The 12,305-nt window shown below is 59.6% G+C and carries 9 protein-coding genes; 6 read left to right on the top strand and 3 right to left on the bottom strand.

What is annotated here, in order from left to right; translation table 11 throughout:
• Window positions 1-12 precede the first annotated feature (12 nt).
• From gatB to gatC, 3 genes are read right to left on the bottom strand one after another with little or no spacing between them, the layout of a single operon-like run.
• Window positions 13-1,458 (bottom strand): Asp-tRNA(Asn)/Glu-tRNA(Gln) amidotransferase subunit GatB, encoded by a 1,446-nt coding sequence (gatB, locus tag ACI514_RS21005; RefSeq protein WP_034154465.1) that lies wholly within the window; start codon window positions 1,456-1,458, stop codon window positions 13-15.
• 10 nt (window positions 1,459-1,468) lie between these two features.
• Window positions 1,469-2,920, bottom strand: a complete 1,452-nt coding sequence (gene gatA / locus ACI514_RS21000) for an Asp-tRNA(Asn)/Glu-tRNA(Gln) amidotransferase subunit GatA (protein ID WP_095119488.1) — start codon at window positions 2,918-2,920, stop codon at window positions 1,469-1,471.
• Window positions 2,921-2,936: 16 nt separating this feature from the next.
• Window positions 2,937-3,224, bottom strand: coding sequence for an Asp-tRNA(Asn)/Glu-tRNA(Gln) amidotransferase subunit GatC (gene gatC / locus ACI514_RS20995; protein ID WP_007915356.1), 288 nt, complete (start codon window positions 3,222-3,224; stop codon window positions 2,937-2,939).
• A 211-nt stretch (window positions 3,225-3,435) separates the two neighbouring features.
• Between gatC and mreB the strand changes: the two genes are divergently transcribed.
• The 6 genes from mreB to ACI514_RS20965 all read left to right on the top strand — a co-directional run bounded on the left by mreB (window position 3,436) and on the right by ACI514_RS20965 (window position 12,280).
• Window positions 3,436-4,473, top strand: coding sequence for a rod shape-determining protein MreB (gene mreB / locus ACI514_RS20990; protein ID WP_002555108.1), 1,038 nt, complete (start codon window positions 3,436-3,438; stop codon window positions 4,471-4,473).
• 141 nt (window positions 4,474-4,614) lie between these two features.
• Window positions 4,615-5,757: a rod shape-determining protein MreC gene (gene mreC, locus ACI514_RS20985; RefSeq protein ID WP_077571116.1), complete on the top strand. Its 1,143-nt coding sequence runs from the start codon at window positions 4,615-4,617 to the stop codon at window positions 5,755-5,757.
• Complete coding sequence (mreD, locus tag ACI514_RS20980) at window positions 5,757-6,248, top strand: rod shape-determining protein MreD (protein ID WP_077571118.1); 492 nt, start codon at window positions 5,757-5,759, stop codon at window positions 6,246-6,248. Before mreC ends, mreD begins: the two co-directional genes overlap by 1 nt.
• A gap of 37 nt (window positions 6,249-6,285) precedes the next feature.
• A complete protein-coding gene (locus ACI514_RS20975; protein ID WP_160055859.1) occupies window positions 6,286-6,882 on the top strand; it encodes a nucleoside triphosphate pyrophosphatase in 597 nt (198 codons plus the stop codon).
• A gap of 58 nt (window positions 6,883-6,940) precedes the next feature.
• A complete protein-coding gene (gene rng, locus ACI514_RS20970) occupies window positions 6,941-8,398 on the top strand; it encodes a ribonuclease G (protein ID WP_077571121.1) in 1,458 nt (485 codons plus the stop codon).
• A gap of 75 nt (window positions 8,399-8,473) precedes the next feature.
• A complete protein-coding gene (locus ACI514_RS20965) occupies window positions 8,474-12,280 on the top strand; it encodes a YhdP family protein (RefSeq protein WP_160055861.1) in 3,807 nt (1,268 codons plus the stop codon).
• The last annotated feature ends 25 nt before the right edge of the window (window positions 12,281-12,305 follow it).

Below are 12,305 nucleotides of genomic sequence, written 5' to 3'. Positions count from 1 at the left end.
GCTCCATTTTCATCAGCCTTCGAGCTTGCTTTTCAGCAGTTCGTTCACTTGCTGCGGGTTGGCTTTGCCTTTCGACGCTTTCATCGCCTGGCCGACGAAGAAGCCGAACATCTTGCCGCGTTTGGCTTCATCCGCTGCACGATACTGTTCAACCTGCTCGGCGTTGGCCGCGAGCATTTCGTCGAGCACGGCCGAGATTGCGCCGCTGTCGGTCACTTGCTTCAGGCCGCGTTTTTCGATGATCTCGTCTGCGCTGCCTTCACCGTTGGCCATCGCTTCGAACACAACCTTGGCAATCTTGCCGGAGATGGTGTTGTCCTTGATGCGCTGCAGCATGCCGCCCAACAGTTCAGCCGAAACCGGCGACTCGTCGATGTCCAGGCCTTGCTTGTTGAGCAGGCTGCCCAACTCGACCATCACCCAGTTCGCCGCCAGTTTGGCGTCACCGCCGATGCTCGCGACTTTCTCGAAGTAGTCGGCTTGCTCGCGGCTGGTGGCCAGCACGCTGGCGTCATAGACCGACAGACCGAATTGCTCCTGGAAGCGCTCGCGCTTTTGCGGAGGCAGTTCCGGCAGGGTGGCACGCACCTCGCCGAGGAACGATTCCTCGATAACCACCGGCAGCAGGTCCGGATCGGGGAAGTAACGGTAGTCGTTGGCTTCCTCTTTCGAACGCATCGGACGGGTTTCGTCCTTGTTCGGATCGTACAAACGGGTCTGCTGGATCACTTTACCGCCGTCTTCGATCAGCTCGATCTGACGCTGGATCTCGGAGTTGATCGCCTTCTCGATGAAACGGAACGAGTTGACGTTCTTGATCTCGCAACGCGTGCCGAACTCAACCTGGCCTTTCGGACGGATCGACACGTTGCAGTCGCAACGCAGCGAGCCTTCGGCCATGTTGCCGTCGCAGATGCCCAGATAACGCACCAGTGCGTGGATCGCCTTGACGTAAGCCACGGCTTCCTTGGCGCTGCGCATGTCCGGCTCGGACACGATTTCCAGCAGCGGCGTGCCGGCACGGTTCAGGTCGATGCCGGTGGCACCGTTGAATTCTTCGTGCAGGCTCTTGCCGGCGTCTTCTTCCAGGTGCGCGCGGGTGATGCCGACACGTTTGACCGTGCCGTCTTCCAGCGCGATATCCAGATGGCCTTTGCCAACAATCGGCAATTCCATCTGGCTGATCTGGTAGCCCTTCGGCAGGTCTGGGTAGAAGTAGTTTTTACGGGCGAACACGTTGTGCTGACCGATCTCGGCGTCAATCGCCAGACCGAACATCACCGCCATACGCACCGCTTCCTGGTTCAGCACCGGCAACACCCCGGGCATGCCCAGGTCAATCAGGCTGGCCTGGGTGTTCGGCTCGGAACCGAATGTGGTGGAACTACCGGAAAAGATTTTCGACCGGGTAGTGAGCTGAGTGTGAATCTCCAGCCCGATCACGACTTCCCATTGCATGTGTGTCTCCTCAGAAGCCGGTTGGGGTGCGGGTGTGCCAGTCAGTGTTCAACTGATACTGGTGCGCAACGTTGAGCAAACGGCCTTCCTGGAAATATGGCGCGAGCAACTGCACGCCCACCGGCAAGCCGTCGACAAAACCGGCTGGCATCGACAGGCCCGGCAGGCCCGCGAGGTTGGCGGTAATGGTGTAGACGTCTTCCAGATAGGCAGCGACCGGGTCGCTGTTCTTGGCGCCAAGCTTCCAGGCCGGGTTCGGCGTGGTTGGGCCGAGGATGATGTCGACTTCATTAAAGGCAGCCATGAAGTCGTTCTTCACCAGACGACGGATCTTCTGCGCTTTCAGGTAGTAGGCGTCGTAGTAACCGGCGGACAGCGCGTAGGCACCGACCATGATCCGGCGCTGCACTTCCGGGCCGAAGCCTTCGCCACGGGAGCGCTTGTACAGGTCGATCAGGTCTTTCGGTTGCTCGCAGCGATGGCCGAAACGCACGCCGTCGAAACGCGACAGGTTCGACGAGGCCTCTGCTGGCGCGATCACGTAGTACGCAGGAATCGCGTGCTGCATGTTCGGCAGGCTGATTTCCTTGATCACGGCACCGAGCTTCTGCAGCTCTTTGATGCTGTTCTGGATCAGCTCGGCGATACGCGGGTCGAGACCGGCGCTGAAGTATTCCTTCGGCACGCCGATGCGCAGGCCTTGCAGCGAATCGCCCAGGCTTGCGGAGTAATCCGGCACCGGCTCATCGATGCTGGTGGAATCGTTCTGATCGAAGCCAGCCATACCTTGCAACAAAATTGCGCAGTCTTCGGCCGTGCGCGCCAACGGACCGCCCTGATCGAGGCTGGAGGCGTAAGCGATCATGCCCCAGCGTGAAACGCGACCATAGGTCGGTTTCAAGCCGGTGAGGTTGGTGAATGCCGCCGGCTGACGAATCGAACCGCCAGTGTCGGTGGCCGTTGCCGCGGGCAACAGACGCGCGGCAACGGCCGCCGCCGAGCCACCGGACGAGCCACCCGGAACGTGTTCCAGGTTCCACGGGTTTTTCACCGCGCCATACCAGCTCGACTCGTTGGCCGAACCCATGGCGAATTCGTCCATGTTGGTCTTGCCCAGGGTCACGGCACCGGCCGCGGCCAGTTTCGCGACCACGGTGGCGTCGTACGGGGCTTTGAAGTTGTCGAGCATCTTCGAGCCGCAGCTGGTACGAATGCCCTGGGTGCAGAACAGGTCTTTGTGAGCGATCGGCGCGCCGAGCAGGGCGCCGCTCTCACCGTTGGCGCGGCGGGCATCGGCGGCTTTCGCCTGCTCGATGGCCAGCTCTTCGGTGAGGCTGATGAAACTGTTGAGCTGCGGATCGAGCTGGGTGATGCGCGCCAGCAGGACTTTGGTCAGCTCTTCGGAGGAAAACTTTTTATCGGCGAGACCGCGGGCGATCTCGGCCAGAGTCATTTGATGCATTGCAGGCTCTTTCCCTTTAGTCGATGACTTTCGGAACCAGATACAGGCCGTTTTCGACCGCTGGTGCGATGGACTGGTAGGCCTCGCGGTGATTGCTCTCGGTCACGACGTCGGCGCGCAGGCGCTGACTGGCTTCCAGCGGGTGGGCCAGAGGCTCGATTCCGTCGGTATTAACAGCCTGCATTTCGTCGACCAGACCGAGAATGCTGTTGAGAGCGGAAGTAATGTGTGGAAGATCGGCATCATTGAGGCCAAGGCAGGCCAGATGAGCGATTTTTTCCACGTCGGAGCGTTCTAGCGCCATCGGGATTCTCCTGTGGAAAACAGAACGGACGGCGTCCGTGTGTTAGATTGTCGGAACACTACCGCACTTCTACGGTCATAAGGCCGCGATTGTGGGGCTTGGTGCACAGAAAAGCGGCCAATTTAACATATTGGCGCCTTGCCCAAAATCCCTGTCGTTGTTAGAGTTTGCCGCACTTTTTTACCCACGCGTTGCCTAGGGTCCCTTTCCCATGTTCAAGAAACTGCGTGGCATGTTTTCCAGCGATCTTTCCATTGACCTGGGCACTGCCAACACCCTTATTTACGTGCGCGAGCGCGGTATCGTCCTGAATGAGCCATCGGTTGTGGCCATTCGGACACACGGTAATCAGAAAAGTGTCGTTGCTGTCGGCACCGAGGCCAAGCGCATGCTCGGCCGTACGCCGGGCAACATTGCTGCCATTCGTCCGATGAAGGACGGCGTGATCGCCGACTTCAGCGTCTGCGAAAAGATGCTGCAATACTTTATTAACAAGGTTCACGAAAACAGCTTTCTGCAGCCTAGCCCTCGTGTGCTGATCTGCGTTCCATGCAAATCCACTCAGGTTGAGCGTCGTGCCATCCGTGAATCGGCCCTCGGTGCCGGTGCCCGTGAAGTGTTCCTGATCGAAGAGCCAATGGCTGCTGCGATCGGTGCCGGCCTGCCGGTAGAAGAAGCACGCGGTTCGATGGTCGTGGATATCGGTGGTGGTACCACTGAAATCGCGCTGATCTCCCTGAACGGTGTGGTCTATGCCGAATCCGTCCGCGTTGGCGGCGACCGCTTCGACGAAGCGATCATCACCTACGTGCGTCGTAACTACGGCAGCCTGATCGGTGAATCCACCGCTGAGCGCATCAAGCAGGAAATCGGCACGGCCTACCCGGGCGGCGAAGTTCGCGAAGTCGACGTTCGCGGTCGCAACCTGGCCGAAGGCGTTCCACGCGCATTCACCCTGAACTCCAACGAAGTGCTGGAAGCTCTGCAAGAGTCTCTGGCGACCATCGTTCAGGCCGTGAAAAGCGCCCTTGAGCAATCGCCACCGGAACTGGCTTCCGACATCGCCGAGCGCGGCCTGGTGCTGACCGGTGGTGGCGCGTTGCTGCGTGATCTCGACAAGTTGCTGGCCCAGGAAACCGGTCTGCCAGTCATCGTTGCCGAAGATCCGCTGACCTGTGTTGCTCGCGGCGGTGGCCGTGCATTGGAAATGATGGATAAGCACACCATGGATCTGCTCTCGAGCGAATAAGTCGCCGGGTGCAATACGTGGGTGAGCGCGCAGGCAGCACTTTGCAGTGCTGCCTGTTGGCGTTTATCTTCTGTCAGTCTTCATCCAGGCCGGTTTGATGCCGTATGAATAAACAGAACATTTGCCTGGGAGGAGCGGCTTATTAAACCGCTTTTCGCCAAAGGCCCTTCGTTGGGTGTGCGCCTGTTGGTGCTGGCCGTGCTGTCGGTCGCACTGATGGTGGTCGATGCCCGCTTCGACCTGCTCAAGCCTGCGCGCAAACAAGCGTCGCTGGTGTTGATGGACGCCTACTGGATCACTGACCTGCCCGGACGGCTGTGGGAAGGGATTGCCAGCCAGTTCGGCAGTCGCACCGAACTGGTCGCCGAAAACGAAAAACTCAAGACCGAAAATCTGCTGTATCAGGGCCGCATGCAAAAGCTTGCTGCACTGACCGAGCAGAACGTCCGGCTGCGCGAGTTGCTCAATTCCTCTGCGCTGGTCAATGAAAAGGTCGAAGTGGCCGAGTTGATCGGCATGGACCCCAACCCCTTCACTCATCGCATCATCATCAATAAGGGTGAGCGCGATGGCGTGGTACTGGGGCAGCCGGTGCTCGATGCACGCGGTCTGATGGGGCAAGTGGTCGAGTTGATGCCGTACACCTCCCGTGTACTGCTGCTGACCGACACCACTCACAGCATTCCTGTGCAGGTGAACCGTAACGGTTTGCGCGCGATTGCCAGTGGCACCGGCAACCCGGAGCGTCTGGAATTGCGTCACGTCGCTGACACCGCCGATATCAAAGAGGGCGATCTGCTGGTCAGCTCCGGCCTTGGGCAGCGTTTCCCGGCCGGTTATCCGGTCGCCACGGTGAAAGAAGTCATCCACGATTCCGGTCAGCCGTTCGCGATTGTCCGCGCCGTGCCGACCGCCGCACTCAACCGCAGCCGTTACCTGCTGTTGGTATTCAGCGACAACCGCACCGCCGAAGAACGCGCCAACGATGTCGCGCAAGCACAGGAAAATCTTGATGCCTTTGGCGGCGGCCCGATTGTTCCGGCCACTGTGCCGAAAACCGTGACACCGCCTGCAGCTGCTGCGACGACGCCAGCGACGCCTGCCGCACCGGCCGCTGCCACCAGCACCACACCGGTCAAACCCGCAGCAAGCAAACCGCCAGCGGCTGCCAAACCACCGGCAGCGACGCCGGCGGCCAGCAAACCTCCAGCTGCCCAGCCCGCTGCACGACCTGCGGCCAAACCGCCCGTCAGTGCACCGGCGACAACCGGGAGACAAGAATAATGGTCGGGGCTACTGCATCGCGAAACGGCTGGATCGTCTGGCTGACGTTTCTCATTGGCATGTTGCTCAGTGTCTCGCCGTTGCCGCAATTCATGGAAATTCTGCGCCCGCTGTGGCTGGCGCTGCTCCTGACTTTTTGGGCGCTGTACATGCCGCAAACGGTCGGCATGGTCACGGCGTTCTGTCTCGGCCTGGCTGAAGATGTGCTCTACGGCACGCTGCTGGGGCAGAACGCGTTGATCCTGACGCTGATCACCTTCCTCGTGCTGTCATTGCAACAACGCCTGCGGATGTTTCCGATGTGGCAGCAATGCCTGGTGATCCTGGTGATCTTCGGTCTCGCGCAACTGGTGCAGTTGTGGCTCAGTGCCTTGACCGGTAACCGTCAACCAACCCTGGCGCTGGTGCTACCGGCGCTGGTCAGTGCCTTGCTCTGGCCTTGGGTCAGCTTTGCCCTACGCGGATTGCGCCGACGCTACAAAATCAATTGAGCCGGTGAAGCTGGGCACTGAACAGGGAGATGTTTTGATGAAGCCGCTTTACCTCGCCTCCGGATCGCCGCGTCGCCGTGAATTGCTCACGCAGATCGGCGTTCCATTCTCCGCCATCAGTGCAGATATCGACGAAACTCCATTACCCGAAGAATCGCCGTCGGCCTATGTCGAGCGTCTGGCGTGCGGCAAGGCCGAGGCCGGGCGTCGCACAGTCGTGTCCGCTCAGCCATTCTGCGTGCTGGGTGCCGACACCGCCGTGGTGCTGAACGGCAAAATTCTTGGCAAACCGGTGGACGAAGCCGATGCATGCGCCATGCTGATGATGTTGTCCGGCAAGGAGCATGAAGTGCTGACCGCCATCGCTGTGCTGGAAGACGAGCGCTGCGAGTCGCGGGTGGTGCGCAGTCTGGTGCGGTTTCGCCCGATCAGCAGTGAAGAAGCCGCCGCCTATTGGGCCAGTGGCGAGCCCCGGGACAAGGCCGGCGGTTATGGCATTCAGGGGCTCGGTGCGGTGTTTGTCGCGGGGCTCAACGGCAGTTACTCGGCAGTGGTCGGGTTGCCGGTTTGCGAAACCGCAGAACTGTTAGGCCATTTCGGCATACCCTGTTGGCAAAACCTGAACGCGCAATAAGCGTCGTACGAATCCAGATGCGGCCATTATCGTGAACACACCTGAACGAGATCCTGCCATGAGTGAAGAGATTCTGATCAACATCACGCCGATGGAGTCGCGCGTGGCGGTGGTCGAAAACGGTGTGCTGCAAGAAGTCCACGTTGAGCGCACGCAAAAACGCGGGATCGTCGGCAACATCTATAAAGGCAAGATTGTTCGGGTACTGCCGGGTATGCAGGCAGCATTCGTCGACATCGGCCTGGATCGCGCGGCATTCATTCATGCTGCGGAAATTTCTCTGCGTGAAGGCCCAGCGGTGGAAAGCATCAGCGCGCTGGTGCACGAAGGCCAGAGTCTGGTGGTGCAAGTCACCAAGGACCCGATTGGCTCGAAAGGCGCGCGGTTGACTACGCAGCTGTCGATCCCGTCGCGCTACCTGGTGTACATGCCGCGCACCGCCCACGTCGGCATCTCTTTGAAAATCGAAGACGAAGCCGAGCGCGAACGCCTCAAACAGGTGGTCAGCGATTGCGTGGCCAAAGAAGGGATCAAGGAGGCCGGCGGTTTTATTCTGCGCACCGCCGCCGAAGGCGCTGGCGCCGATGAAATCCTCATGGACATCCGTTACCTGCGGCGCCTGTGGGATCAGATCAACGAGCAGATCAAAACCATCGGCGCGCCGAGTGTGATTTACGAAGACCTCGGTCTGGCGTTGCGTACGTTGCGTGACCTGGTCAATCCGAAAATCGAGAAGATTCGCATCGATTCCCGGGAAACCTTCCAGAAAACCACGCAGTTCGTCGCCGAACTGATGCCGGAAATCGCTGATCGTCTGGAGCATTACCCGGGTGAACGGCCGATTTTTGACCTGTACGGCGTCGAAGACGAAATCCAGAAAGCCCTCGAACGCAAGGTGCCGCTGAAATCCGGCGGTTATCTGGTGGTCGATCCGGCGGAAGCCATGACCACGATCGATGTGAATACTGGCGCGTTCGTTGGCCATCGCAACCTCGAAGAAACCATCTTCAAGACCAATCTCGAAGCGGCCACCGCGATTGCGCGGCAGATGCGCCTGCGCAATCTGGGCGGGATCATCATCATCGACTTCATCGACATGGAAGATGAAGAGCACCAGCGCCAGGTGCTGCGCACTTTGGAAAAACAACTGGAACGCGATCACGCCAAGACCAACATCATCGGCATCACCGAGTTGGGCCTGGTGCAGATGACCCGCAAGCGCACCCGTGAAAGTCTCGAGCAAGTGCTGTGCGAACCGTGCAGCAGTTGCCAGGGCCGCGGCAAACTGAAAACCGCGGAAACCATCTGTTACGAGATCTTCCGCGAGATCCTCCGTGAGGCGCGGGCTTATCAGGCCGAGGGTTATCGGGTGCTGGCGAACCAGAAAGTCGTCGACCGTTTGCTCGACGAAGAATCCGGTAACGTTGCCGAGCTTGAAGGGTTTATCGGGCGCACCATACGCTTCCAGGTGGAAACCATGTATTCCCAGGAACAATATGACGTGGTGTTGCTCTGATCCCCTGCGCCACTTTTATTTCACCGCGGCTGGCCTCAGCTTTTCGCAGTATTTTTGCCATGGGAGCCATCTGACATGGAGCGTCTGACACGCATTCTGGCCGCACTCACCCGTTGGGGGCTGGGCCTGTGCGCGTTGGTTCTGGTGTTGATGGCGTTGTACGTCAGTCTCGGCCGTGAGCTGACCCCGTTGGTGGCCGAGTATCGCGCCGACATCGAAGACAAGGCCAGCGCCGCCCTGGGTATGCCGTTGCAGATCGGCGAGCTGGAAGGTAACTGGAGCGGTTTTGCGCCGATCCTGTTGGCCCATGATGTGATGGTCGGCTCAGGTGCCAATGCGCTGCGTCTGGACCGCGTGCGAGCGGTACCGGATCTGTGGGCCAGCCTGTTGGCGCGCGAAGTGCGCATTGCCCACCTTGAACTCAACGGTCTGAAAATCAGCCTCAAGGAAGCCGAAGACGGCAGTTGGGCGCTGGAAGGTCTGCCGGTGCAGAACGATCAGCCGCTCGATCCGCAGCAACTGTTCAATCGCTCGCAAATGATTCAGCAACTGTCGGTACTCGACAGTCAGGTGACCTTGCAACCGCTGGATCACGCGCCACTGACCCTCACCTATGTCGGCCTCAATCTGAAAACCGGTGCCAGCCGTCAGCGGCTCGATGCGCGTTTGACCTTGCCGGATGGCCAGCCTGTTGCATTGAGCCTGCGCACGCGAATTCGCCCCGAGCAATTGAAGGACAGTGTGGTGGACGGTTACGCCAGCCTGCCGCAAAGCGACTGGTCGAAGTGGCTGCCGGAGCGTCTTACCCAACAATGGAATTTTTCCGAGATCAAAGCCGGCGGCGAGCTCTGGGTCAATTGGGCCAAGGGCACGCTGCAAAGTGCGGCGCTCCGTTTGAACGCGCCGCAACTGACCGGCGCTTACGCCGATCGCAAGCCGATCCAGATCAATAATCTGGCGCTTAACGCCTACTACGAGAACAGTGCCGAAGGCGCGACCGTTACCCTCGATTCGCTGGCGATGAGTTTCGGTGAAAACCGTTGGGAGTCGCATGTACAGCTGAAGCAGACGCGCGCGACCGACAAGGTGGACGAGCTCTGGCACTTGCAAGCGGATCGTCTCGATCTGACTCCGATCACCCCGTTGCTCAATGCGTTGGGGCCGTTGCCGCAAGGTTTTGCCAAAGCCGTTGATCATTTGAAAGTCACCGGTGGTCTGCGTAACGTGCTGCTGGATTTTCGCCCCAACGCCACCGATGGCAACAAATTCAGTTTCGCCACCAATCTGGACAATGTCGGTTTCGACGCCTATCACGGCGCTCCGGCAGCACGAAACGTCAGTGGCAGCCTCAGCGGTAACCTAGACGGTGGCGAGTTGCGCATGGACAGCAAGGATTTTGTCCTCCACCTCGACCCGATTTTTGCCAAGCCATGGCAGTACCTTCAGGCCAACGCACGCCTGACCTGGAAGCTCGATAAAGACGGCTTCACCCTGATCGCCCCGTACCTGAAGGTGCTCGGCGAAGAGGGCAAGATTGCCGGCGATTTCCTGATTCGCCTGCATTTCGATCATAGCCAGGAAGACTACATGGACCTGCGGGTCGGTCTGGTCGATGGTGATGGTCGCTATACGGCCAAATACCTGCCCGAAGTGCTCAGTCCGGCGCTCGACGAGTGGCTGCGTACGGCAATCCTCAAAGGCGCGGTCGATCAGGGTTTCTTCCAGTATCAGGGCTCGCTTAGCAAGAATGCCGGGGAGGCCGATCGCAGCATCAGTCTGTTCTTTAAGGTGCGCGACGCTGAACTGGCCTTCCAGCCAGGCTGGCCGCACGTGAGCAAGGTCAGTGGCGACGTGTTCATCGAGGACAGTGGCGTGCGGATCTGGGCCGACAAGGGCCAATTGCTCGACACTCAGGTCAGCGATGTCTTCGTCAATATTCCCCACGTACCGTCCGGGCAACACACGCACATGTATCTTGATGGCGGCTTTGCCGGCGGTCTCGGTGATGGTCTGAAAATTCTCCAGGACGCCCCGATCGGCACGGGTGAAACCTTTGCCGGTTGGGAAGGCGCGGGCGATCTGCAAGGCAAGCTCAAGCTCGATATCCCGTTGGACAAGGGCGGCGACCAGCCGAAAATCCTCGTCGATTTCAAAACCGCCAACGCGCGGCTGAAACTGGCTGAGCCGAAGCTGGAGCTGACTCAACTCAAAGGCGATTTGCGCTTTGACAGCGCCAAGGGGCTTAGCGGGCAGAACATCGCCGCGCGGGCGTTCGACAAACCGGTAACTGCGCAGATCTTCGCCGATGGCAGCCCCGGCAAGCTCAAGACCCGGGTCGCCGCATCCGGTCAGGTCGAAGTGAAGAAGCTCACCGACTGGCTGGGCGTGACACAACCATTGCCGGTTTCCGGAACCATTCCTTATCAGTTGCAATTGAATCTGGACGGCGCCGACAGCCAGTTGATGGTCAGCTCCAGCATGAAAGGTGTGGTGGTGGATTTGCCGGTACCGTTCGGCATGGCGGCTGATGTAGGGCGCGATACTGTGTTCCGCATGACCTTGCAGGGGCAGGAGCGGCGTTATTGGGTTAATTACGACCAACTGGCCAATTTCACCTTCGCGGCACCGCCGAGCAATTTTGCCGAGGGCCGTGGCGAATTGTTTCTTGGTGCCGGCGAAGCGGTGCTGCCGGGCGCCAAAGGCTTGCGGATTCGCGGGGTGCTTTCGGAGCTGGACGTCGCGCCGTGGCAGGACCTTGTCAGCAAATACGCTGGGCAGGATCCGGGCGGCAGCGCCAAGCAATTGCTCAACAGTGCTGATTTCAAGGTCGGCAAGCTCACCGCATTCGGAACTACGCTGGATCAGGCGTCGGTTCAGGTCAATCGCAAGCCGGGCGCGTGGAATCTGGCCCTCGACAGCCAGCAGGCCAAAGGCTCGGCAAGCCTGCCAGACGCCAAGGGCGTGCCGATTGCGGTCAATCTGCAATACGTGAAACTGCCGGCGCCGGACCCGACGGTGCAGGCTGACGAGAATTCGCCGGATCCATTGGTATCGGTCGATCCGACGAAGATTCCGGCGTTGGATATCACCATCAATCAACTGTTCCTCGGCCCGGATCTGGTTGGCGGCTGGTCGCTGAAGGTGCGCCCGACCGCCAAAGGCATCGCTCTGAACAACCTCGACATGGGCCTCAAAGGCATCCTGTTGCAGGGTAATGGCGGCTGGGAGGGCACGCCGGGAGCGACCAACAGTTGGTTCAAAGGCCGGATTGGCGGCAAGAATCTTGCCGACGTCCTCAAGGGCTGGGGCTTTGCTCCGAGCGTGACCAGTGAAGAGTTTCACATGGACGTCGATGGCCGTTGGCCGGGCTCGCCGGCGTGGCTGGCGACCAAACGCTTCTCCGGCACCCTTGATGCGTCGCTGAACAAAGGTCAGTTTGTTGAAGTGGAGGGCGGTGCACAGGCGTTACGGGTGTTCGGTCTGCTCAACTTCAACTCTATCGGCCGCCGTTTGCGTCTGGACTTCTCTGATCTGTTCGGTAAAGGCTTGAGCTACGACCGGGTCAAAGGTCTGCTGGTGGCGAACAATGGTGTGTATGTCACCCGCGAGCCGATTCGCCTGACCGGCCCTTCGAGCAACCTTGAGCTGGACGGTACGCTGGATCTGGTCGGCGACAAGGTTGACGCCAAGTTGCTGGTGACCTTGCCGGTGACCAACAACCTGCCGATCGCTGCGCTGCTCGTCGGCGCACCGGCGGTTGGCGGTGCGTTGTTCCTTATCGACAAGTTGATCGGTGACCGTGTGGCGCGCTTTGCCAGTGTGAAATACACCGTCAAAGGCCCATGGAAAGAGCCGAAAATCACCTTCGACAAGCCTTTTTAACTAGCAGACACTACCCCTGGTAGGA

Origin of the sequence: Pseudomonas sp. M20 (genome assembly GCF_045037865.1) — a bacterium.
In the GTDB taxonomy this organism is placed as follows: domain Bacteria; phylum Pseudomonadota; class Gammaproteobacteria; order Pseudomonadales; family Pseudomonadaceae; genus Aquipseudomonas.
This window is presented reverse-complemented; position numbering and strand designations above follow the sequence as displayed.

Bases quoted from the DNA above. Each gene is read 5' to 3' on its own strand.
- gatB (WP_034154465.1), bottom strand. From the start codon at position 1,458: ATGCAATGGGAAGTCGTGATCGGGCTGGAGATTCACACTCAGCTCACT.
- gatA (WP_095119488.1), bottom strand. From the start codon at position 2,920: ATGCATCAAATGACTCTGGCCGAGATCGCCCGCGGTCTCGCCGATAAA.
- gatC (WP_007915356.1), bottom strand. From the start codon at position 3,224: ATGGCGCTAGAACGCTCCGACGTGGAAAAAATCGCTCATCTGGCCTGC.
- mreB (WP_002555108.1), top strand. From the start codon at position 3,436: ATGTTCAAGAAACTGCGTGGCATGTTTTCCAGCGATCTTTCCATTGAC.
- mreD (WP_077571118.1), top strand. From the start codon at position 5,757: ATGGTCGGGGCTACTGCATCGCGAAACGGCTGGATCGTCTGGCTGACG.
- ACI514_RS20975 (WP_160055859.1), top strand. From the start codon at position 6,286: ATGAAGCCGCTTTACCTCGCCTCCGGATCGCCGCGTCGCCGTGAATTG.
- rng (WP_077571121.1), top strand. From the start codon at position 6,941: ATGAGTGAAGAGATTCTGATCAACATCACGCCGATGGAGTCGCGCGTG.
- ACI514_RS20965 (WP_160055861.1), top strand. From the start codon at position 8,474: ATGGAGCGTCTGACACGCATTCTGGCCGCACTCACCCGTTGGGGGCTG.